The organism is Streptomyces sp. M41(2017) (genome assembly GCF_002078175.1).
Taxonomy (GTDB): Bacteria; Actinomycetota; Actinomycetes; order Streptomycetales; family Streptomycetaceae; genus Streptomyces.
On sequence record NZ_MWFK01000003.1, the window covers coordinates 516,024 to 537,467 of the forward strand.

Here is a 21,444-nt window from a genome sequence, read left to right on the forward strand (position 1 = left end):
CCTCCCACGGTATAGCCGCCACCGGAAGGGCGCCCGGTCGGCGGTGCGATCGCACGGCGGCGGTTCCCCGACCGGGCGTCGGCGCCACGTCCTCGCGGAAAGGCCGCGCCCGGTGTGACCTGGCTAGGGTTGGGATCCCCCTCGGCACAGCGGACCCCGCCGGGGCGGGTGTGCGGACGGACACGGTGGGTGCGCCGTCCGGCCGACCGGCCGTTGTCGTGAGAGCGCAGGGAGCGTTGTGAACGAGGTATCGACCGCCCGGCCGGAGCCCGAGGCCGAACGGCACGCCAGTTGGCTGGAGTTGTTCTTCGACCTGGTCGCCGTGGCGGGCGTGGCCCAGATCGCGCACCTGTTGCACGGCGAACCGGATCTGCCGGACCTCGGCATGTACGCCCTGTTGTTCCTGGCGCTGTGGACCGCGTGGATCTGCTTCACCCTCTACGGGAACGTGGCCGGGGAGGGCACCCATGCCCGCACGGTGCTGGCCGCGATGTTCGGGATGGCCGTGATGGCGGCCGCGGTGTCCGGCGTCCACGACGGCGACCACGGTCAGGCCAGGGCCTTCGCCCTCGCCTACGTCCTCATCCGGCTCCTGGCCAACCGGGCGTGGGAGTTCCGTCGCGAGATCCTCGTCGACTGGCCCGCCGCCCAGATGTCGCTCGGCGTGATCCCGTGGATCGTCTCGCTGTGGGCGCACGAACCCGTCCGCTACTGGCTGTGGGCTCTGGGCATCGCCCTCGACCTGTACGTCACCTTCAGCGTCTCCGCGCGGGACATCGTGCAGAGCCGCGAGGCCCACCGGCGTCGGGAGGCACGCCGTTCGCGCGGCAAGGACGCGACGCGCCCCCCGCGCCGCGACGACGGGCCCGTTTCGCTCGCCGCGGCGCAGGCCGACCACCTGAGCGAGCGGCTCGGCCTCTTCGTGATCATCGTCCTCGGCGAAGGGGTGGCGCAGATGATCGACGCCGCCTCCGAAACCGAGTGGACCAGGAAGCTCTACGCCTTCGCCGTCGCCGGGTTCTTCCTCCTGGTCTCCCTGTGGTCGTTGTCCTTCCGGCACGGCTACGCGGGCGTGCCGCACCTGACCGCGCAGTCGCTGCCCGCCCGGGCGGCACTCCCCCTGCACTGCTTCGTGTCCGGCTGTCTCGCCGCCCTGGCGGCCGGCCTGGGCGCCGCGGTCGAGCACCTGCACTCCCTTCCGACCGGCACCCGATGGCTGCTCTGCTCGTCGCTGGCCGGGTACTTCCTGCTCAGCGGGCTCGCCGCGCTGCGGCACGCGGCCCGCGAGCGCCGCTGGCTGCTGACCGTCGCCCTGCCGTGCACCGCGCTGCCCCTGCTGGTAGCCGCCTTCGGGTCCCGGCTGGCGACGGTGACCGTGGTCTGGCTGCTCGTGGCGATCACGATGTGGCCGACGTACTACGAGAGCCGACGGGCGAGGAACGCGCGGGCCGCCGCCGCCTCGACGACTTGAGGAGCGGCCCGAGCACGGGAGGACTCCGGACTCCGGGCCGGTACCTGCCCCGTGCGCCTCTCCCACGACCGGTGCGGAAACGACTTAAATACCGTCACATGACTACCGAACCGCGGAGCTTCACGATCCTGCTGGTCCCCGAGCACCTGGCGGACGGGGGCGGTACGGCCCCCGAAGAGGCCGCGGTGCGCTCCGCGGTCGTCGAGGCGACCGGCGAGATGGGCGAGACGGGCTACCCCCGTTACGCGGGGCAGGGCTTCGTCGCCGACATCGACCCCCGTACACGGGTCGTGGAGGGCGTCCTGGTCGACGGTTCGGAGCTGGACTACGGAATGGCCGCCGTGGTCGCTTCCTGAGCGACCCGGTGGCGGCCCCGACCGACCGGGCACGCGGCCGCCCGACGAACCCCGCCCGGCAGACCGTTCCCGTACCGCTCGACGCATGGCCCGGCGCACCGCGAAACCGCACGCGACTGCGCCCGGCGACCCGTCCCCGGCCGTACCGACCGAGGACATGGCGCCGCCGGACGTCCCAGCACGTCAGCCCCTGCCCACGGGCAGGACTACAGAGGCGACGCAAGGGCATCAGGCCTACGATCGGGGGTACTCCGACTGTGGAGGTTCAAGATGTTCGAGGCAGGTGACATCCGCGAATGGCGTGGCCACGACGTGGTGGATTCCGGTGGCCACAAGATCGGCATGCTGGAGTCGGTCTACGTGGACACGGCGACCGATGATCCGTCCTTCGCCACGGTGACGGTGGGCATGCCCACACGGCGCCGTCTGGTGTTCGTCCCGCTCGACGGCGCAACCGTCGGCCCCGGGTATCTGAAGGTCGTTCACGACAAGAACCTGGTCAAGAAGGCTCCGTCGATCGACACGGACGGCGTACTGCCTGCCGAGGACGAGCCGGGAGTCTTCGCGCACTACGAGCTCGAGTACACACCGGGCGCGAAGGGCGAGCGTCGCCTCGCCCGCCGTTGAACCGCCGAAGCCGCCTGGAGACCCGATGAGCCTGTTCCTCTTCCTGATTCTCGTAGCCGTCGTCCTGGGCATCATCGGCGTGGCCGTCCACGGCCTGTTCTATCTGCTGGTCATCGGATGCGTCGTGCTGCTCGGCGCGCTCGCCTACGGCGCGATGCGCTTCCGCCGCGGCGGCCGCAGGCAGCGCATCGCCCGCTGACCGGCCACCTCGCCCCCGCGTCTCCGTCCGGGCCGCGACCGACTCGTGTCGGCGCGGCCCGAGTTGCGTTCAGCCTCCCAGGTACGGGCTGTACAGCGCGGACAGGAAGCGGGTGACGATCACTTCGCGGGTGGCCGGCGGGAGGGCGTCCAGGAGCCGGTTGACCGGCGCCATGCGGGACGCGCCCTCGCCGCTGAGGTCGACACCCGCGGCGGGCAGGAGCGCGGCGAAGGAGGCGTTGTCCAGTTCGGTCAGGTCCACCTGCCGGAGCAGGTCGACGATGTCGGCGGGAGGCATCGGGGGGCCGAGGGGACGGACGACGTCGACGCAGGCGCGCAGGACGGCGAGGAGGCCGTCGACACCGTCCTCGCTGACGCCGGTCAGCGTCAGGTGCAGGTTGGCGGGGAGGCCGTCGAGACTGAGCTGGGGCTGGAGGAAGTAGCCCCGGGCACGGGTCTCGTCGGCGAGGGCGAACAGGTCGAGCGGAGCCCCGGCGGCCGGGTCGGTGCCGATCGCGACGAGGGTGGCGTCCGGAGTGCCGAGGACGGTGAGGCCGTCGATGGCCTCGACTCCGGCGATCAGCCGGCGGGTCGCGGAGAGGGCGGCGCGGCCGAGTTCGCGGTATCCGTCGGCGCCGAGCGACTGCAGCGTGGCCCAGGCTCCGGCGAGCGGTCCGGCCCCCTTGCTGCTCTGGATGGTGGAGTTGACGACCGTGTAGCCGGGCCAGGTGGCGCAGGCGTAGTAGGCGCCGAGGCGCATCGCCTCGTCGCGGAACAGCAGGACCGAGGCCCCCTTGGGCGCGTAGCCGAACTTGTGCAGGTCGCACGAGAGCGAGGTGACGCCCGGGACGGACAGGTCGAAGGCGGGTATCGCCGCACCGGCCTCCGCGAGCCAGGGCAGCAGCCAGCCGCCGACGCAGGCGTCGACGTGGCAGGGGATGCCGCGGGCGGCGGCGTCGGCGGCGATCTCGGCGACGGGGTCGACGACTCCGTGGGCGTAGGACGGCGCGGAGGCGACGACGAGGACGGTGTTCTCGTTGCACAGGGCGGCGGTCGCGGCGGGGTCGGCGCGATAGGTCGACGGGTCGACCGGTGCGCTGCGTACGGTGACGCGCAGATAGCTGCCGGCCTTGTGGAAGGCGGCGTGGGCGGTGACGGGGACAACGATCTCGGGGGCGAGGATGTCGGGGCGGGCGTCGCGTGCGGCCTTGACGGCCAGCATGATCGACTCGGTGCCGCCGCTGGTGAAGATGCCCGGGGTGGTGTCGTCGCCGCCGAGACGGCAGGCCGTCGCGCCGACCACCTGGCGTTCCAGGGCGACGATGCTCGGGAACGCCGTCGGGTCGAGGCCGTTGACCTCCATCATCGCCACGTAGGCCTGTTCGGCGGTGTCGCGGACCTCGGGGCGCCCGCTGTCGTAGACGTACGCGGTGGTGTGGCCTCCGCGGGTGGGCAGGTCCGCCGCGGTGAGGACGGCGAGTTCGGCGAGGAGCTCGGCGCCGGGTCGGCCCGTCTCGGGCAGGCCGGGGTGGGCGGACCGCGGGGTGGCGGAGGCCTGCTGAGGAGTCGTCATCGGGTGGTTTCCGTTTCTTGCGGGGCGCGACGGCGGCCGTAGGCGCGCAGGGCAGGCAGGGAGAGCAGCATGAGGAGGGCGGGCACCACGCTGAAGCCGAGGAGGATGCCGGTCCGCGCGGTGGCGGCCTGGGCGACCGGGTGGTCCAGGGTGGAGGACACGAAGCCGGTGGCGGCGAGGGCGATCGAGTAGGCGCCGGGTCCGGCGGCCAGGCCGAAGGTCTCTCCGGCCGTCCAGAGTCCGGTGAACGCGCCGGACTGCACCTGGCCCGTCCGGGCGCTGTCGGCGTGCACGGTGTCGGGCAGCAGGGCGAGGGGAAGGACCTGGAGAGCCGCGTAGCAGATGCCGAGCAGCGCGCAGAGGGCGAGCGTCGTGGTGACCGCAGCGGTGCCGCTTCCGCTGCCTGCGGCGGGCAGCAGGGCCGCCGCGCCGAGGGCGTAGCCGCAGGTGGCGACGGTGAGGCAGCGCAGTCGGCCCCAGCGTCCGGCGGCCTTCGCCCACAGGGGGACCGCGACGGCGCTCGGCGCGACCAGGCAGACGAAGAGCACCGAGGTGAGGCCGTAGCCGCCGAGCCGGTAGGTGGCGACGTACGGTGCGGCGGCCAGCATGATGGCGACGGCGGCGGCCTGGAGGACGAACGAGGCCAGGAGTGCGAAGAAGGCGCGGTTTCCCCGCGCGGTGCGGAACGCCGCGACCAGGCCGAGGGGTTCGGGTCCGGGGTGTGAGCGCACCCAGCGGGTACCGAGGGCGGGGACGAGCAGGACGGCCGCGATGACGAGGCCCACGGTCAGCGCCATCACCGCGTACCCGGTCCGGCCGCCGCCTGCGAGGCCGACCAGGAGGGGAGCCGCGCCGCCGGCTATCAGGATCCCCAGGGTCAGGAAGACGATCCGCCACACCATGATCCGGGTGCGGGCCGCCGGGACGGCGGACATCTCGGTGGGCAGGGCGACGTAGGGCACCTGGAAGAGGGCGAAGGCGCTGGCGGCCAGGACGAAGGTGACGGCCACCCAGATCGCCGCGCCGCCGCCGGTCGTCGGCGACAGGAACATCGCGGCGAAGGCCGCGGGAAGGGCGAGCGCGCCGGCGACGAGGAGCCGGGTCCGTCTGCCGGTGCGGACGGCTTCCCGGTCGCTGGCCGCGCCGACGAGGGGGTTGAAGACGGCGTCCCACGCCTTGGGCAGCGCGACGACCAGGCCGGCGACTCCGGCGGGGACGGCGAGTGCGTCGGTCATGAAGTAGAGCAGCAACAGGCCGGGGACGGTGGCGAACAGGCCGGTGCCGACGGAGCCGAGGCCGTAGACGAGGAGCCGTCGGCGGGTGAGTTCGCCGGCGGCGGCCGTCGGGAGCGCGACGGCCGTCATCCGTGCCCCGGGTCGTTCGGTGCCGGCGTGCCGAGGCCCAGATCGCGCAGGACGAGAGCGCGCAGGTGGGCACGGAAGCGCGGGACCTCGGCACGGACGGCGGAGCGGCAGAAGCCGTGCGTGCTCCAGAGCACGGTCCATACCGTCATCTCGACGTCGGCGGGTGCGGCGGACCGGTCCGGCAGTGCGGCCAGGGCCTCGCCGACCGTGTCGCGGACGGAGTCGATGAGGGGGCGCGCGTAGGACGCCTCCAGGTCGGCGAACTCGGCGGCGTCCGCGAGCCAGCGGCGCATCCAGAGGGCGGGGATGTGCGGCTGGTCGAGGCAGAAGTCCAGGTACCGGTCGACGAGTCCGGTGACGGCCGCGGCCGGATCGGTGGGGGCGAGCGTCCGGAAGGTCTGCAGCGCGTCCGCCAGTACCCGTTGTTCGGCGAGGTGGGCGCGCAGCATGACCTCGCGGTACAGGTCCGGCTTTCCGCCGACGTGGTAGGCGACGGTGGCCATGTTCAGGCCGGCTTCCGCGGCGATGCGCCGGGTGCTGGTCCCGTCGTATCCGTGGTCGGCGAAGAGAGCGGTGGCGGCGGCGACGATGCGTTCGCGGCTGGCGTCGGAGGGCGCCGGTGCGGCGGCCGGTGAAGCGGGTGGCGACTCGGGCATGGCGGGGAGACTACGCGGCCGGAACCTCTCAATCAATCGATTGATGGAGACGGATTCGACGACCTCGACGGCGGCCTGTACGGACGACGGTCCCCGCGGGCGGGCTGACCGAGGGGCCGCCCGCCCACCGGGGCCGTCGGGCGTCGGACTCACCGGTCCGGCGCCCGGTCCGAGCCGGGGCCGACCGCGCGGGGTGGGCGGACCGGCCTCGGCTCGTCCGTGTCACCGGGTCTGCGGCGACAGTGGCTTGAGGGCGACCGAACCGTCGTAGACGGACTTCGGGGTGATGACGCCCGTGACGGCCCGGGCGAGGAGGGTGGACGGCTCCTGACCCTGGTACGTGATGTCGGTGTTGATCAGGATGACCAGGGTGGCCTTCTGCGAGGGCAGGTAGACGGTCACGCTCTCGTAGCCGGGGATGGAACCGTTGTGCCCGATCCAGCCGTTGGCGTTGAAGATGCCGAGGCCGTAGCTCAGGCCCGGAAAGCCGGTCGGCAGGGTCTTCAGCCGCTGCGCCTGGGTCTTCGGGCTGAGCAGCTCACCGGTGGCGACGATCTTCGCCCAGCGCCGCAGGTCGTGCAGGTTCGAGATCATCGCACCGGCGGTCCAGCCCCAGCTGGGGTTCCAGTTCGTGGAGTTGGCCACCTCGCCGTTCAGCGTCTGGTTGGTGTAGCCCTGGGCGTGCGGCTTGGGGAACCAGGCGTTGCTCGGGAGCAGCGTGTGGTGCAGGTGGGACGGGTGGAGCACCTGCTTGTCGATGAAGTCGACGGCACTGGTGCGGGCCACCTTCTCGATCACGAGCCCGAGCAGGATCAGGTTGGTGTTGGAGTACTGGAACTGCGTGCCGGGCGCGAAGGTGTTCTTGTGCCTGAAGCCGTAGGCGAGCACCTGGCGCGGGGTGAACGAACGGCTCGGATCGCTGAGCAGGGTGTGGATGAAGTCCGCGTCGGCGGTGTACGGGAACAGGCCGCTGCGCATCTCGGCGAGTTGACGCAGGGAGATGTGGCGGCCGTTCGGAACGCCCCGTACGTATTTGGAGATCGGGTCGTCCAGTCCGAGGCGGTGGTCGTCGACGAGCTTGAGCAGCGCGGTGACCGTGAACGTCTTCGTCTCGCTGCCGATCCGCGAGTAGAAGTCGGTCCTCATCGGCTTGCGCGTGGCGGTGTCGGCGACGCCGGTCGCGCGGACGTAGCAGCCCTTGCCCGGCATCCACACGCCGACGACGACGCCGGGGATGGAGGCCTGCTTGCGGACGTCCGCGATGGCCTTGTCCAGCCGGGCGTTCGTCTTCCGGCCGAGACCGCCCTGCGGGCAGTCGACGCCGTCCGGCCGGTCGACGGCCGCGGTGCGGGGGGCCGCCGCGGCGGGCACCACCGCCATGGGGGCCAGCACCGACGCCGCGAGCACTGCTGCGGCGACGAGTCGGCGGGAGGGGGTACGTCGCATGTCGGGGCACCTCTTCCAGTTCAGGGGTGAGAGCTGTGGGGGCAAGCGTCACCATCGGGCCCGTGGGCAAAGGCTCCGGCCGGTCCGCGTACCGTCGAGTCCACTCGTTCGGCGCCAGGTGGGGCGTCCGGTCGCGGTCTTCCGTCGGCGGGCCCACATTTCGGGACGGCCACAGCTTCTGCCTCTTCGGGCGGCGGGCCGATGACGGCGCGCGCGGAGCGATACTGTTGCCGTGCGTCAAATGTCTTGGCGCCCGGCGGTCCGATCGCCGTCGTCGCGCCCGTGGGACACGGGCGTGAGGGGACAGGGGAACGCCGGATGCAGGATGTCGAATTCGCCGCGGGGCTGCGCCCCGACGGTCTGCCGGCGGCGTTGTCCGATCCGAGGCGGCTCGCCGCGGTGAAGGCGACCGGCCTGCTGGACACCGGTCCCGAGGAGGCCTTCGAGGACCTGGCGCGGCTCGCCGGAGCGGTGACCGGCTGCGGACGCGCCTTCATCACGCTCGTCGACGACCACCGCTCGTTCTGGAAGTCCTGCGTCGGCGTGCCGGCGCAACGCATGGACGAGCGGCAGAGTTCCGTACGGGACAGCTTCTGCCCGTTCCTCGTCGGGCTGGCCGGGGAACCGTTCGTCGTCGAGGACGCGGCGTCGGATCCACGGACCCGCGACCACCCGGCGGTCGTCGCGATGAAGATCGGCGCCTGGGCGGGCTATCCCATCCTCGGGCCGGGCGGGCACGTGCTGGGCAGCCTGTGCGTGATCGACGACAGTCCGCACGTCTGGCGGCCCTCGGAGCTCGGCTCACTCGCGACCATGGCCCGCGCGGTGAGCAACGAGATCAACATGCGCACCTCGCTGGCGACCGTTCAGGACGCCCTCGCCACCGCCGAGGCAGCGCTGGAGCAGTCCACTGCGCTCGCCCGCAGCCTGCAGGACAGCCTGCTGCCCCCGACCCTCCAGCAGGTGCCGGGGCTGGAGGCGGCCGCGTCCTATCTGCCCGCGGCGGGCGGCACGACCGTGATCGGTGACTTCTTCGACCTCTTCCACGCGAAGGGGCCCTGGTGGTGCACGGTGATGGGTGACGTGTGCGGCAAGGGCGTCGAGGCGGCGAAGGTCACCGCCCTCGCCCGTTACACCCTGCGCGCCGAGGCGAGCCAGCACCTGTCGCCGGCCACCGTCTTCGAGCACCTGAACTCGGCGCTCATCGAGCAGCGCAAGGGCGAACGGTTCCTGACCGCCGTGTACGCCACGTTCCGCCTCACGCCGGGCGGTCTCTCCGGCCGGCTCTGCACCGCGGGCCATCCCCCCGCCCTGATCCGCCGTGCGAACGGCCGCGTGCAGGAGATCGGCCGGCACGGCAGCCTGCTCGGTGTCCTGCCCCAAGTCGTCCTGGCCGACGTGCGGTTCCGCCTGGGGCCGGGCGACGCCCTGCTCCTCTACACCGACGGCGCCACCGACGCCCGCGCCCGCCGCACCGCGGCGCCTCGCGAGCGCCCGATGTTCGGGGAGGACGCACTGGCCGCGGCCCTGGCCGAGTGTCACGACCTCGACGCGCAGGGCATCATCACCCGCCTCGGGTCGCTGCTCGCCGAGCACAGCGGCAACTGGGCGAGTGACGACACCGCCCTGCTGGTACTGCGGGTGCCCGAACGGGACTGAGCGTCGGCCTGCGAAAGCCTCCCCTGAGCGTCGGCCCTGCTGCCTCCGGGAAAGCGGGCTGTGCGGAGGGTGGCGGGGCACTTCTCGACAGGTGGGATCTCGGGGCGAGTCGGGAATGAAGGCGCCGTCACCGGGTGTTGACCACCCCCGTCCGACTCTCCTGCCTCCGGGAAGAAGGCCAGGCCCATGACGTACCCGCCGACCACGATGCGTGCCGTCCGGCTCACGGGACCCGGGCCGGTGGACAACCTGCGCCTCACCACCCTGCCGCTTCCTCCCGAGCGGGACGGCTGGGTGCGGATCCGGGTCGAGGCGTTCGGGCTCAACCGCTCGGAGCTGAAGCTGCGGCTGGGCGTGAGTGTGGGGGTCAGCTTTCCGCGCGTACCGGGGATCGAGGCCGTGGGCACCGTCGACTCCGCTCCGGACGGCTGCGGGCTGGTGCCCGGCCAGAAGGTCGTGGCGATGATGGGCGACATGGGGCGCACCTACGACGGAGGCTACGCCGAGTACACGTCGGTGCCGCTGTCCCAGGTCATCCCCGTCGACACCGATCTGCCCTGGGAGGTGCTGGGCGCCCTGCCGGAGATGGTGCAGACCGCGTACGGCTCGCTGACCGTCGGACTGGACCTGCGGCCCGGCCAGTCCGTGCTGATTCGCGGCGGCACCTCCTCCGTCGGCCTGGCGGCCGCCGCGCTGGCCGGCTGGCGGGGCGCCACCGTGCTGTCCACGACCCGGCGCGCCGACCGCCTCGGTCCGCTGAAGGAGCGCGGCATCGACCACCCGATCCTCGACACGGGCGAGGTCGCGCCGTCGGTGCGCGCGCTGTATCCCGGCGGAGTCGACGCGGCTCTCGATCTCGTCGGCACACCGACCCTGCCCGACACGCTGCGCGCGGTGCGCGTGCACGGGACGGCCTGCTTCGGCGGCAGCCTGTCGAACCAGTGGACGGTGCGGGACTTCTCCCCGAACGAGTACCTGCCGAAGGGGGTACGGCTGTCGGGCTACTTCGGTGACGCGGGGGACCTGCCGCGGGAGGTGTTCCAGGAGATCCTCGACGCGGTCGCGGGAGGCCGGCTGGCCTTCCCGGTGGACCGCGTCTACGACGGCCTCGAGCAGGTGGCCCGGGCGCACGACGACATGGAGCACGACCGCGCCACCGGCAAGCTCGTGGTCCGCGTCCGGCACTGAGTGCGGTGTGCCCGCTCAACGGGCCGCGGCGCCGAACCACTTGGGCAGGTGGTCGACCAGGTCCCGCTGGTCCTCCCCCACCCACGCCACATGGCCGTCCGGCCGCAGCAGCACAGCGGGCACGTCCAGTTCCTCGCTTCCGTCGACGATGTGGTCGACGCGGTCCGCCCAACCCTCCACGGAGAGAAGGCCGGTCCGGTCGAGCAGCAGGCCGCGCCCCTCATGGGTGAGCGAGTAGAGGCGCCCGCGCTTCAGTTCCAGGTCCTTCATCCGCCGGCCGAGCAGCGCGTGACCCTCCCCGAAGTCGTAGCGGACGTCGACGGCGGTGATCATCCCGGTCACGTAGCGGTTGACCTCCTCGAAGTCCATCAGCCTGTCGAACAGCGCCCGCAGCGCCGTGGCGCCGGCGTCGGTCCCGAGCAGGGTGATCTGCGCGCGGGTGTTGTCCAGCACCTTGGCGCCCACCGGATGCCGTTCGTCGTGGTAGCTGTCGAGCAGTCCTTCGGGCGCCCAGCCGTCGACGGCGGCGGCCAGCTTCCAGCCGAGGTTGAAGGCGTCCTGGACGCCGAGGTTGAGCCCCTGTCCGCCGGTCGGCGGGTGGATGTGCGCGGCGTCTCCGGCCAGCATGACCCGGCCGACCCGGTAGCGCTCCGCCTGCCGGGTCGCGTCGCCGAACCGGGACAGCCAGACCGGCGAGTGCACGCCGAAGTCGGTGCCCGCGACGGCGCGCAGCCGCTCCTTGAACTCCTCCAGGGTCGGGGCCGTCACGCGGTCGGACACTCCCGCGGCGGGCACGACGACACGGAACGTGCCGTCGCCGTTGGGGATGGTGCCGAACCTCAGCTGGGTCCTGCGGACTTCGGCGACGACGGCGGCGACCGTCGCCGGGTCCTCGGCCATCTCCATGTCACCCAGGAGTGTCTCGACGGTCGCGGGCTCGCCGGGGAAGCCGACGCCGAGGAGCTTGCGCACGATGCTCCGGCCGCCGTCACACCCGGCCAGGTAGCGGGAGCGCAGCCGGGTGCCGTCGGCCAGCTCGACGGTCACGCACTCCGCGTCCTGGCTCAGTCCGACGACTTCACTGCCGCGCCGGATCTCGGCGCCGAGTTCGAGGGCACGTTCCTGGAGCAGCCGCTCGGTGACCGGCTGAAGGGTGGACAGACCGTAGGGGTGGGCGGTGTCCAGCCGCTCCGGCCACGGTTTCGCGATGCCGCCGAAGAGCCCCCCGGCCTGGAACTTCTCGCTGACCGCGAGGAACCGGTCCAGCAGCCCGCGCTGAGCCATCACCTCGACGCTGCGGGCGTGCAGCCCGCGTCCGCGGGACTCCTTGGTCGGTGCGGTCAGCTTCTCGAGCACGACCACCCGTACGCCGTGCAGGCGCAGCTCCGCGGCCAGCATGAGACCGGTCGGCCCGGCACCGACCACGATCACGTCCGTCAACAAGTCCCGCACACCTCCGACATAGCAACGAATCAGCTGTTCGACCGAGGGCGCAGAACGGGGCGCTCCGGGGTCGGTCGAGGATTGTGCCGCAGGTGAGGGGCCTTGCCGCAAGGCCCCCCGTGCGCTATACGTTGAGAGTGGAAAGGGGTGAGCACTCCCCCTTCCCTCCCGGGTGACCACGCCCCCCGCTCGCCCTCCCCCTCGCCACCCACGCCGGGCCTCCGCGCGCCCTCCGTCCGGCATGCCCGAGCACAGGTCGACGGGCCGACGACCCCCGTAAAACGACAGGTTCAGACACCGAGAAAAGGTCGACCAAAAAGAAAAGCAACAAATATTGACGCATTCGACCAGCGCGCGTAACTTCCGACCCAGTCGTCAGGCAGCCCGAACTCGGCTGCCCCGAGGGCGAGTTGTAGCTCCATCCTCCACCTGGGAGCACATATGCGCAGAAAAAGATCTGCCCTCTCGCGTCTCTTCCCCTGGTCGGCGGCCGCGCCGACGTCTCGACTGCGCCGGGCACTGATGTCCGTCGCCGCCGCCACGGGTCTCCTGGTCACCGTGATCGTCGGTCTTCCCGGCGTCGCGCAGGCCGCGGGATCACAACCCTGCGACATCTACGCCGGCGCGGGCACTCCCTGCGTCGCGGCCCACAGCACGACCCGGGCCCTGTTCTCCGCGTACAACGGCCCGCTCTACCAGGTCACCCGCGCGTCCGACGGCGCCACCGCCGACATCGGTCTGCTGTCGGCGGGCGGCTACGCCAACGCCGGTCAGCAGGACGCCTTCTGCGCCTCCACCACGTGCAGCATCTCGAAGGTGTACGACCAGACGTCCCGGCACAACGACCTGTTCCCCGGCCCGGCGGGCACCGCCGGGATGGGCGCGGACCGGGGCGCCGACGCCAGTGAGCTGTCCGTCACGGCGGGCGGCCACAAGGTGTACGGCATCTGGATCTCCCCCGGCGTCGGCTACCGCTCGCACGGCGCCGCGTCCGGCACCGCCGTGAACGGCCAGGCCGAGGGTGCCTACATGGTGGCCAGCGGCACCCATGTCGGGTCCGCGTGCTGCTTCGACTACGGCAACGCGGAGGCGACCCCGGCCGACACCGGCAACGGTCACATGGACGCCGTCTCCATCGCGACCACCTGCTACTTCGCTCCGTGCAGCGGTTCCGGACCCTGGATCGAGGCCGACCTGGAGAACGGCATGTTCCAGGGCGACAACGGCTCCAACACCGCGAACAAGGGCAACAACAGCGCATACGTGACGGCCGTCCTCAAGAACAACGGACAGACGACGTACGCCCTGAAGGGCGGCAACTCCCAGTCGGGCGGCCTGACGACGTGGTGGGACGGGGCCCTGCCGTCACGGGGCGGCTACCGGCCGATGCAGCAGGAGGGCGGCATCATCCTGGGCACGGGCGGTGACAACAGCAACTGGAACATGGGCACGTTCTTCGAGGGCGTCATGGTCTCCGGCTATCCGACCGACGCCGCCGAGAACGCCGTGCAGGCGAACATCGTGTCCGTCGGGTACGCCGGCCAGACCAACGTGCCGAACGGCCCGCAGGGAACCATCACGGGGCCGGGCAACCAGTGCGTCGACGTCGCCGCGGACGACACCGGGGTGAACGGCGCCGCCGTCGCCCTGTGGAACTGTCAGTCGTACGCCGAGGACCAGCACTGGTCGCACTTCGCCAACGGATCCCTCGTGACCATCGGCCGCTGCCTGGACATCGTCGGGAACGGCACCGCCAACGGCACCCAGGTCGAACTCTGGGACTGCAACGGGGTGGGTGGCCAGAAGTGGGTGCAGCGCGCCGACGGCTCGCTGTTCAACCCCCAGTCGGGCCGCTGCCTGGACTCGCCCGACGGCGCCACGGCCAACGGCACCCGGCTGCGGATCTGGGACTGCAACGGGTCCGCCGCCCAGAGGTTCACCGTCAACGCGGGCGCGCCCGTCGTGGGTCCGGGCGCCACCTGCGCCGACGTGGCCGGCGACGACAGCGGTTCCAACGGCACCGCCGTACAACTGTGGGGCTGTCAGTCGTACGCGGTCGACCAGCACTGGTTCCACAGCTCGGACGGCCGGCTGCACACGCTGGGCCGCTGCCTGGACATCGTCGGGAACGGCACCGCCAACGGCACCCAGGTCGAGCTCTGGGACTGCAACGCGGCCGGCGGCCAGGTCTGGCAGCAGCAGACGGACGGATCGCTGCGCAACCCGCAGTCGGGCCGCTGCCTGGACGCGCCCAACGGCACGACGGCGAACGGCACCCGCCTGCAGATCTGGGACTGCAACGGAGCCGCCGCCCAGAAGTTCGCACTGGGCTGACCGGCGCCGGTGCACCTCGGTCCGGCCGGACCTCATCGGTTCCGGCCGGACCGCTGCGTGTCCCCTCACGATGCCCCCGATCCGTCGGCCTGCGCCGCTCGGGTCCAGGAGGCATTCAGCCAGTCGTCCCGAAGCTCGCGGCCGGGTGGATTCCGGTAGCGCCCCGCGCGCCCCGCCTGCGGGAATCCGGCGGATGGGTGTCGGACGTACTCGCCCCTGCCCCCTGGGAGGCGAGTGACACGGAGGGCCGGAGTGGTTCCGGCGGCCTGCGCGGCGTGCTACACACAGCGGGGTCACAGTCCTGTCCGCCAACAGGAAGGTCGCACCATGCCCCAGGACAGCCGTTCCACGACACGACGTCAGGTGATGGCCCGCACAGCGGCGTTGGGCGGCGCCCTCGCCTTCGCCGGGAACCTCACCGAACTGTTCGCCGGCACCGCAGCCGCGCAGCCCCTCGGCCACAAGAGCTACGGACCCCTGATCCCGGACCCTCACGGTCTCCTCGACCTCCCGGCGGGATTCCGCTACCGCGTTCTGTCCCGCGAAGGCGACCCGCTCCGTTCCGGCGAGGGCCTGGTGCCCAGCAACCACGACGGCATGGCCGCCTTCGCCGCACGCTCCCGGACCGGCCGGGACCGCGTCCACCTGGTCCGCAACCACGAGAACCGCGTCACGGCGAAGATCCCCGTCCCGACCGTCGAGGGCCTCACGTACGACCCCATGGGCAAAGGGGGCTGTACGTCCCTGGCCCTGGACGAGCGCGGACACGTCCTCTCCGAGCGGGTCGCCATCGCCGGAACGGCCGTCAACTGCGCCGGCGGCCCCACCCCTTGGGGCACCTGGCTGACCTGTGAGGAGACCGAGGACCAAGCCGGCACGAACGGCTACACCAAGGACCACGGGTTCATCTTCGAGGTCGATCCGACGGACCCGCACCGCACGGGAGCCGTACCGCTCACCGCCATGGGGCGTTTCCAGCACGAGGCCATCGCGGTCGACCCGCGGCGCGGCGTCGTGTACGAGACCGAGGACGCGTTCCTGAAGCCGTTCGGCCTCTTCTACCGTTTTCTGCCCGACAGGCCGCAGGGCGGAATCGGTTCACTGCGCGCGGGAGGCCGCCTGCAGGCGATGCGCGTCCCGGGCGTGGCGGACCTCTCCACGATCCAGGAGACCGGTGCCACCTTCCGTGACATCGAGTGGGTGGACGTACCGGATCCGCTGGCCGCCCGGACACCCATCCGGTTGCAGGACTTCGGCCCCCGAGGCATCACGCACGCGCAGAAGCTGGAGGGCTGCTACTGGGGCGGCAGCTGCGTGTACTTCGTCTCGTCCTTCGCGCACAGTGCGGACGGGTCCGCGGCCGACCACTACGGACAGATCTGGCGCTACGACCCGGCGGCGCGACGGCTCACCCTCGTGATCGTCTTCGGCCCCGATACCGACGTACAGCTGCCCGGCGAGTCACCCGACAACATCTGTCTGGCGCCGAGCGGAGGCCTCATGGTCTGCGAGGACGGCAACGGAGCGCAGCACGTCTTCGGCGTGACCCGGCGCGGGGAGGTGTACGCCATGGCGCGCGGCGCGCAGAACATCGGCACCCCGGAGGCTCCGGAGTGGGGCGAGTTCGCGGGGGTCACGTTCTCCCCGGACGGTCGGACGATGTTCGTGAACTGCTACACGCCCGGGACGACCTTCGCGGTGACGGGCCCCTGGCACGACTGACACACGCTCCGGGGCCTCCCTGGCACCATGTCGTCTCGCGGCCGTGCACGATGCACGGCCGCGAGGTGGGCCGTCCGGGATCCCGGTCAGCCGACCAGTTCCGGGGCGAGCAGCCCCTGGCGGGCGAGCACCACGTTGAGGCCCGCGACGATCAGCACGGCCGCGGCGAGGGCGAGCAGGGCGTGTCCCGTCCCCCAGGACGTCATCAGGGCTCCGAGCACACCGCCCGCGAAGATGCCGACGACGGTCGCGAGGAGGCGGACGCGGATCGTGCCCCGGAGCGGAGTCGACGGAACGGCTCCGGCGAGTCCGTGGATGAGTCGGACCAGGGACATCTGGGCCAGCTGGGTGGGCATTCCGGGGACGGCGGCGCGCAGCGCGGTGTCGGCGCGCAGCCCCATGGCGAAGGCGACGATGGCGATGACCAGGTAGTCCGGGTCTTCGGTGAGGGAGCCGGAACCGTGCCTCCAGAGGGCGGTCAGGCCCGCGAGTCCGAGGAGCACCCCTTCGATGGCGAGGGCCGCCGCGAACCAGTGCCGGCGCCGTGCGACAAGACCGGTGGTGACCAGGGCCCCGGCCGCCGCGCCCAGGACGAAGGCGGCCAGCGCCGAGGCGGTGCGGCCGACCGTCACCTGTCCCTCCCCCGCCACGGCGAAGGCGAGGAACAACACGTTGCCCGTGGCCAGCGCGGTGAAGACATGTCCCATGGTCAGAAAGCTGACCGCGTCGACCGCGCCCGCGAGGACGGTGAGGGTGGTCATCACGACGGTCTGCTGCCGTTCGCGACGGTCGGCCGGGAGCGGTGGTCCGGATTCTTCACGCATGCGGTCAGTCTCGGCACACCGGACCCTCGGCCGGCCGGTGTCGGTGCCGACACGCGACAGGCGTGCCGCCAATGGTGGCCGACCGCGATGTCAGTGGCCCCTCCTAGTCTGATCTTCCCTCGGTCGATCGACCGCTGAACGGTGAGGAGACACAGCGACATGGGTGGCGACTGCTGGACTCGGACGGGCCCCTACCAGCCGGACCTGGCGGCCGCGTTCCGCCGGGCCCAGGAGGAGCAACTGGAGCAGGACGACCACGGATTCCCCGGCCGGACGGTGGAGGAACTGTGGCGCGACCCGGACTGGCACGAGTACGTCTTCACGGGCGGTACGGGCACGGTGCTGGACCAGCCGGGCATGATCGACGCGGCCGACCGCTCCAACGACGGTCCGTACATGCGCCCTCTGACCGACGAGGAGATACGGGCGTTCGCCCCGGACGGGCGCCCCACGGTCGAGGCGTGGAGGGCCGCTCTGGACGACGACCGGCTCTTTCCGGACCGGGCACAGGGCCGATGCACGGTGCTGTACACGGACGGTGAGCCGACGCACATCGCCTATTGGGGAGTGACGGCGGACTGAACCTCGGGGCGGGTGTGACGGCACGTCCGCCCCAAGATCCGGCCTCGGCGTGTCAGACGGGCTGTGCCGCGGTTTCAAGTGCCTCGCGGGCCGCCGCCGTTGCGGCTTCGCGGTCCAGGGGGACGAGTCCGATGCGGGTACGGCGGTCCAGCAGGTCCGCCTCGTCCAGGGCGCCCTCGTGCCGGGCGGCCCAGAGGAGCGCGGCGCGGGTGACGGGGTTGCCGGGGACCACGGGCTCGTTCAGGCGGGGGTCGCGTGCGCCCAGTGCGTGGACGGCGGGAGCCTCGGTGCCGTAGCGGCGGATGAGGTGGCCCGGCGCAGCCAGGGAGCCGAGACGGTGCGGTGCCGCCGCCCCGACGAGGGGCAGCGAGGCGGTCGGCGAGGGGCCGGCGCGCAGGTTACGGGCCGCGACGGCGGTGTCCACGGCGTCCTGCGCCATGCGCCGGTAGGTCGTGAGTTTCCCGCCGACCACGGTGACGACCCCGTCGTCCGAGGTGAGCACGGCGTGGCGGCGCGAGATGTCGGAGGTGCGCGCGGTCTCGCCCGACCGGGTCGGCGCGGTGTCGAGGAGGGGGCGCAGTCCCGCGAAGGCGCCGACGACGTCGGTACGCCTGACCGGGGTGTCCAGGGCGGAGCCGAGGACGTCCAGCAGGAAGCCGATGTCCGACTCGGGGACCTGCGGCACATCCGGCAGGTCGCCGTCGACGGGTTCGTCGGTCAGGCCGACGTACACCCGGCCGTCGTCCTGGGGCAGGACGAGGACGAAGCGGTTGGTCTCGCCGGGGATCGGGATGTGCAGGCCGGCGGGCAGCGGTCCGAACAGGTCGGCGCGCAGGACGAGATGGGTTCCGCGCGAGGGGCGGATGCGGATGCCCTCGACCAGCTCGCCGGCCCAGACGCCGGACGCGTTGATGACGGCGCGAGCCCTGATCTCGCCCTGCTCGCCGGTGAGTTCGTCACGGACACGGGCACCGGTGCCGCCGATCTCCAGGGCCCGCACCCGGGTGAGGACGCGTGCCCCGTGGGCGGCCGCGCTGCGGGCGAGGGCGGTGACGAGGCGGGCGTCGTCGGTGACCCGGCCGTCCCAGGACAGCAGGCCGCCGCGCAGGCCCGCGGGGCGGACGGACGGTGCCAGGTGGCGGGCCTCGACGGCGGAGAGCCGGCGCGGTGCGGGCAGGGTGGCCCGGGCGGTCCGAGCCGCGAGGCGCAGGGTGTCGCCGGCCCGGAACCCGGCCCAGGCCAGGGAGGCCTGGCCGCGTGACACGAGCGGGGTGAGGGGCAGGACGAAGGGCTGGGCACGCACCAGGTGGGGCGCGGTGCGCTCCATCAGCACCCCGCGTTCGACCGCGCTCTCGTGGGCGACGTCGAACTGTGCGGAGGCCAGGTAGCGCAGGCCGCCGTGGATGAGCTTGGAGCTCCAGCGCGAGGTACCGAACGCGAGGTCGTGGGCGTCGACGGCGACGACGCTGAGACCGCGGGCCGCCGCGTCGAGGGCGACACCGGCGCCGGTGGCTCCGAGTCCGACGACCAGCACGTCGACCACGTCGCCGTTGACCGTTTCGGCCAGCTCACGGCGGCGGCGGGCGGCGGAGAGGGATGATCCGGGAGCGGGTCCGGCCGGGCTGCTTGCGGGGCTCATGGCGTGAGGGTCCTCTCCAGAAGGGTGCGCAGTTCGTCGAGGAAGGCGGCGCTGGTCAGCTCGGGGTCGTCCTCGTCCGTCATGGTCCGCAGGGACAGGGTGAAGGACTGGACCACGAGCAGCAGCGCGCGGGCCTGCCGGTCGACCGGGGCGCGTCGCACCGAGCCGTCGGCGTGCCCTTCCTTGAGGGCGTCGGCCAGGAGTCCGAGCAGGGCCTCCTGACTGGCTCCGCGCCGGTCCAGTACGTACGGCAGGAGCAGTTCGGGATCGACGTCGATGATCTTCCGGAAGAGCGGGTGGGCACGGAAGGCCTCGATGCCGGCGACCAGTCCGTCGACGATCAGGGTGCGGGTCCGCCCGTCCGACCGCGGCTCCGGCATGGCGCTCGTCGCCACGTCGATCCACTCACGGGTCATCAGGTCGCCGACCAGGGATCGCACATCGGGCCAGCGGCGGTAGAGCGTCATACGGGAGACGCCCGCGCGGCGGGCCACGTCCGTCAGCGTCGTGCGCCGCACCCCGACGGCCAGCACGCAGTCGCGTACGGCGTCGAGGACAGGGTCGCTGTCCGGCCGGTCCGAGTGGTTGTGACGAATAGGCGCCATGTGTAACAGTGTAACGCCCTGGGCGGCCGTGCGGGAGACGGCGCGAAGCGAACCGACCGATGACGACCGATGAGGACGACGTTCATGGACATGCTGTGGAGTGGCTGGGGCGACCCCGCCAAGGCGGCGCCGCTGCCCGACTCGGTGACCGGCCTGCTGCGGGACCTGCTCGGCGTCAAGCCGCGTGACACCGACACCTCCGTGCTGGCGGAGATCTCCGTCGCCGAGCCCCCGCCGGCCGCCGCCCTGCGCGCACTGGCGGACGCGGTGGACGGCGAGGAACACGTGCTCACCGACACGGAGAGCCGGATCCGGCACACCCGTGGAAAGTCCACGCCGGACCTGCTGAGGATCCGCGAGGGCGACACCGAGGACGCGCCCGGGGCCGTGGTCCTGCCGGGCAGTCACGACGAGGTCCTCGCCGTGCTGCGCGTGTGCGCCGAACACGGCCTCGCCGCCGTTCCGTTCGGCGGCGGCACCTCCGTCGTCGGTGGCCTCGCCCCCGAGCGGAGCGCCTTCGTCGCCGTCGACCTGCGCCGTATGAACGGTCTGGTCGACCTCGACCCCGTCTCCCGGACCGCCACTCTCCAGCCCGGTCTGCGCGCCCCCGACGCGGAAGCGCTGCTGGCCGAACACGGTTTCACCCTCGGCCACTTCCCGCAGTCCTACGAGTGGGCGACCATCGGCGGATTCGCCGCGGCCCGCTCCAGCGGTCAGGCGTCCGCCGGATACGGCCGCTTCGACGAGATGGTCCTCGGCCTGACCGTCGCCACCCCCGAAGGCACCCTGGAGGCGGGCCGCGCACCCCGCTCGGCGGCCGGACCCGACCTGCGTCAGCTGATCCTCGGCTCGGAAGGCGCCTTCGGCGTCATCACCGCCGTGACCGTGCGGGTGAAGCCGCTGCCGCGGAGCCGGATCTACGAGGGATGGCGCTTCGCCTCCTTCGAGGAGGGCGCCACCGCCCTGCGCCGCCTCGCGCAGGACGGACCGCGGCCCACGGTGCTGCGGCTGTCCGACGAGACCGAGACCTTCGTCGGTCTCGCGCAGCCGGACGCGATCGGTTCGGCCGAGGCCCCGGCGGACGCCGGGTGCACGGCGATCGCCGGATACGAGGGGACCGATGCCGACACGGCGTACCGCCGCGAGCAGGCGGCCGAGGTCCTGCGGGCGGCGGGGGGCACCTACCTGGGAGTCGAGCCCGGCGAACGCTGGGCCCACGGCCGCTACTCGGCGCCCTACCTGCGGGACTCCCTGCTCGACGCGGGCGCCTTCGCCGAGACCCTGGAGACCGCGTCCTTCTGGTCACGCGTCCCCGCGCTGTACGCGGCCGTCCGCACCGCGCTGACCGACACCCTCACGGCGGCGGGGACCCCGCCCCTGGTCATGTGCCACATCTCGCACGTGTACGAGAACGGCGCCTCCCTCTACTTCACCGTGGTCTGCGCCCAGGGCGAGGACGCCGTGGCCCACTGGGCACCGGCCAAGGAGGCCGCCAACGAGGCAGTGCTGACCGCGGGCGGCACGATCAGCCACCACCACGGGGTCGGCACCGACCACCGCGACGCGTACGTCCGGGAGGCCGGCCCCCTGGGCATCGAGGCGCTGCGGGCCGTCAAGCGGCGCCTGGACCCCGACGGCGTCTGCAACCCCGGGATCCTGCTGCCGGTGGACTGACCACACACGCTGCGCCCTTGCACCGTTTTGCCGTTGCCCCTTTCCCCGTTCCGTCCCCCTCGTCACCGCCCGGAGGCACACCG

At 72.3% G+C, this 21,444-nt stretch carries 18 protein-coding genes; 10 read left to right on the forward strand and 8 right to left on the reverse strand.

The genetic code is table 11. The features are described from left to right. Positions 1–238 precede the first annotated feature (238 nt). The 4 genes from B0675_RS39050 to B0675_RS41670 all read left to right on the forward strand — a co-directional run bounded on the left by B0675_RS39050 (position 239) and on the right by B0675_RS41670 (position 2,653). The gene (locus B0675_RS39050; protein WP_081224513.1) at positions 239–1,471 is read left to right on the forward strand and encodes a low temperature requirement protein A; all 1,233 of its coding nucleotides are present in this window, start codon (positions 239–241) and stop codon (positions 1,469–1,471) included. Between the two features lie 98 nt (positions 1,472–1,569). Continuing rightward, positions 1,570–1,827, forward strand: a complete 258-nt coding sequence (locus B0675_RS39055) for a hypothetical protein (protein WP_081224514.1) — start codon at positions 1,570–1,572, stop codon at positions 1,825–1,827. A gap of 270 nt (positions 1,828–2,097) precedes the next feature. Continuing rightward, on the forward strand, positions 2,098–2,454 hold the full coding sequence (locus tag B0675_RS39060) for a PRC-barrel domain-containing protein (protein ID WP_081224515.1): 357 nt from the start codon (positions 2,098–2,100) through the stop codon (positions 2,452–2,454). Between the two features lie 25 nt (positions 2,455–2,479). Continuing rightward, positions 2,480–2,653 (forward strand): hypothetical protein, encoded by a 174-nt coding sequence (locus B0675_RS41670; protein WP_179165562.1) that lies wholly within the window; start codon positions 2,480–2,482, stop codon positions 2,651–2,653. Positions 2,654–2,722: 69 nt separating this feature from the next. Here B0675_RS41670 and B0675_RS39065 read toward each other — a convergent pair whose 3' ends face one another. The 4 genes from B0675_RS39065 to B0675_RS39080 form a co-directional block, all read right to left on the reverse strand. Continuing rightward, the gene (locus B0675_RS39065) at positions 2,723–4,225 is read right to left on the reverse strand and encodes an aspartate aminotransferase family protein (protein ID WP_081224516.1); all 1,503 of its coding nucleotides are present in this window, start codon (positions 4,223–4,225) and stop codon (positions 2,723–2,725) included. After that, the gene (locus B0675_RS39070; RefSeq protein WP_081224517.1) at positions 4,222–5,589 is read right to left on the reverse strand and encodes an MFS transporter; all 1,368 of its coding nucleotides are present in this window, start codon (positions 5,587–5,589) and stop codon (positions 4,222–4,224) included. Before B0675_RS39070 ends, B0675_RS39065 begins: the two co-directional genes overlap by 4 nt. Next, complete coding sequence (locus B0675_RS39075; protein WP_081224518.1) at positions 5,586–6,245, reverse strand: TetR/AcrR family transcriptional regulator; 660 nt, start codon at positions 6,243–6,245, stop codon at positions 5,586–5,588. The genes B0675_RS39070 and B0675_RS39075 overlap by 4 nt, the downstream gene beginning before the upstream one ends. Before the next feature lie 222 nt (positions 6,246–6,467). Beyond that, positions 6,468–7,691 carry a serine hydrolase domain-containing protein gene (locus tag B0675_RS39080; RefSeq protein ID WP_081224519.1) on the reverse strand — a complete coding sequence of 408 codons (1,224 nt, stop codon included), beginning with the start codon at positions 7,689–7,691 and terminating at the stop codon, positions 6,468–6,470. A gap of 318 nt (positions 7,692–8,009) precedes the next feature. Here B0675_RS39080 and B0675_RS39085 point away from each other — a divergent pair, with 318 nt between their 5' ends. Then, complete coding sequence (locus tag B0675_RS39085; protein ID WP_081224520.1) at positions 8,010–9,350, forward strand: GAF domain-containing SpoIIE family protein phosphatase; 1,341 nt, start codon at positions 8,010–8,012, stop codon at positions 9,348–9,350. Between the two features lie 186 nt (positions 9,351–9,536). Then, positions 9,537–10,538, forward strand: coding sequence for a zinc-binding dehydrogenase (locus B0675_RS39090; RefSeq protein ID WP_081224521.1), 1,002 nt, complete (start codon positions 9,537–9,539; stop codon positions 10,536–10,538). 15 nt (positions 10,539–10,553) lie between these two features. Here B0675_RS39090 and rox read toward each other — a convergent pair whose 3' ends face one another. Then, a complete protein-coding gene (gene rox / locus B0675_RS39095) occupies positions 10,554–11,978 on the reverse strand; it encodes a rifampin monooxygenase (RefSeq protein WP_081224522.1) in 1,425 nt (474 codons plus the stop codon). Between the two features lie 444 nt (positions 11,979–12,422). Here rox and B0675_RS39100 point away from each other — a divergent pair, with 444 nt between their 5' ends. Both B0675_RS39100 and B0675_RS39105 read left to right on the forward strand, forming a co-directional pair. Then, positions 12,423–14,315 (forward strand): arabinofuranosidase catalytic domain-containing protein, encoded by a 1,893-nt coding sequence (locus tag B0675_RS39100; protein WP_081224523.1) that lies wholly within the window; start codon positions 12,423–12,425, stop codon positions 14,313–14,315. A gap of 327 nt (positions 14,316–14,642) precedes the next feature. Then, entirely contained in the window at positions 14,643–16,037 is a 1,395-nt protein-coding gene (locus B0675_RS39105) for a PhoX family protein (protein WP_081224524.1), read from the forward strand. A gap of 86 nt (positions 16,038–16,123) precedes the next feature. Here the strand turns inward: B0675_RS39105 and B0675_RS39110 are convergent, their stop codons facing one another. Then, positions 16,124–16,861, reverse strand: a complete 738-nt coding sequence (locus tag B0675_RS39110; RefSeq protein ID WP_143661158.1) for a YoaK family protein — start codon at positions 16,859–16,861, stop codon at positions 16,124–16,126. Positions 16,862–17,020: 159 nt separating this feature from the next. On the opposite strand from B0675_RS39110, the gene B0675_RS39115 reads away from it, so the two are divergent. Continuing rightward, positions 17,021–17,443 carry a hypothetical protein gene (locus B0675_RS39115; protein WP_081224526.1) on the forward strand — a complete coding sequence of 141 codons (423 nt, stop codon included), beginning with the start codon at positions 17,021–17,023 and terminating at the stop codon, positions 17,441–17,443. Positions 17,444–17,495: 52 nt separating this feature from the next. Here B0675_RS39115 and B0675_RS39120 read toward each other — a convergent pair whose 3' ends face one another. Beyond that, complete coding sequence (locus B0675_RS39120; protein ID WP_081224527.1) at positions 17,496–19,082, reverse strand: glycerol-3-phosphate dehydrogenase/oxidase; 1,587 nt, start codon at positions 19,080–19,082, stop codon at positions 17,496–17,498. Continuing rightward, on the reverse strand, positions 19,079–19,687 hold the full coding sequence (locus tag B0675_RS39125; RefSeq protein WP_081224528.1) for a TetR/AcrR family transcriptional regulator: 609 nt from the start codon (positions 19,685–19,687) through the stop codon (positions 19,079–19,081). Before B0675_RS39125 ends, B0675_RS39120 begins: the two co-directional genes overlap by 4 nt. A gap of 84 nt (positions 19,688–19,771) precedes the next feature. Here B0675_RS39125 and B0675_RS39130 point away from each other — a divergent pair, with 84 nt between their 5' ends. Next, entirely contained in the window at positions 19,772–21,361 is a 1,590-nt protein-coding gene (locus tag B0675_RS39130; protein WP_081224610.1) for an FAD-binding oxidoreductase, read from the forward strand. Positions 21,362–21,444: the final 83 nt, after the last annotated feature.

Bases quoted from the DNA above. Each gene is read 5' to 3' on its own strand.
- B0675_RS39055 (WP_081224514.1), top strand. From the start codon at position 1,570: ATGACTACCGAACCGCGGAGCTTCACGATCCTGCTGGTCCCCGAGCAC.
- B0675_RS39060 (WP_081224515.1), top strand. From the start codon at position 2,098: ATGTTCGAGGCAGGTGACATCCGCGAATGGCGTGGCCACGACGTGGTG.
- B0675_RS41670 (WP_179165562.1), top strand. From the start codon at position 2,480: ATGAGCCTGTTCCTCTTCCTGATTCTCGTAGCCGTCGTCCTGGGCATC.
- B0675_RS39065 (WP_081224516.1), bottom strand. From the start codon at position 4,225: ATGACGACTCCTCAGCAGGCCTCCGCCACCCCGCGGTCCGCCCACCCC.
- B0675_RS39070 (WP_081224517.1), bottom strand. From the start codon at position 5,589: ATGACGGCCGTCGCGCTCCCGACGGCCGCCGCCGGCGAACTCACCCGC.
- B0675_RS39075 (WP_081224518.1), bottom strand. From the start codon at position 6,245: ATGCCCGAGTCGCCACCCGCTTCACCGGCCGCCGCACCGGCGCCCTCC.
- B0675_RS39080 (WP_081224519.1), bottom strand. From the start codon at position 7,691: ATGCGACGTACCCCCTCCCGCCGACTCGTCGCCGCAGCAGTGCTCGCG.
- B0675_RS39085 (WP_081224520.1), top strand. From the start codon at position 8,010: ATGCAGGATGTCGAATTCGCCGCGGGGCTGCGCCCCGACGGTCTGCCG.
- B0675_RS39090 (WP_081224521.1), top strand. From the start codon at position 9,537: ATGACGTACCCGCCGACCACGATGCGTGCCGTCCGGCTCACGGGACCC.
- B0675_RS39100 (WP_081224523.1), top strand. From the start codon at position 12,423: ATGCGCAGAAAAAGATCTGCCCTCTCGCGTCTCTTCCCCTGGTCGGCG.
- B0675_RS39105 (WP_081224524.1), top strand. From the start codon at position 14,643: ATGCCCCAGGACAGCCGTTCCACGACACGACGTCAGGTGATGGCCCGC.
- B0675_RS39110 (WP_143661158.1), bottom strand. From the start codon at position 16,861: ATGCGTGAAGAATCCGGACCACCGCTCCCGGCCGACCGTCGCGAACGG.
- B0675_RS39115 (WP_081224526.1), top strand. From the start codon at position 17,021: ATGGGTGGCGACTGCTGGACTCGGACGGGCCCCTACCAGCCGGACCTG.
- B0675_RS39120 (WP_081224527.1), bottom strand. From the start codon at position 19,082: ATGAGCCCCGCAAGCAGCCCGGCCGGACCCGCTCCCGGATCATCCCTC.
- B0675_RS39125 (WP_081224528.1), bottom strand. From the start codon at position 19,687: ATGGCGCCTATTCGTCACAACCACTCGGACCGGCCGGACAGCGACCCT.
- B0675_RS39130 (WP_081224610.1), top strand. From the start codon at position 19,772: ATGGACATGCTGTGGAGTGGCTGGGGCGACCCCGCCAAGGCGGCGCCG.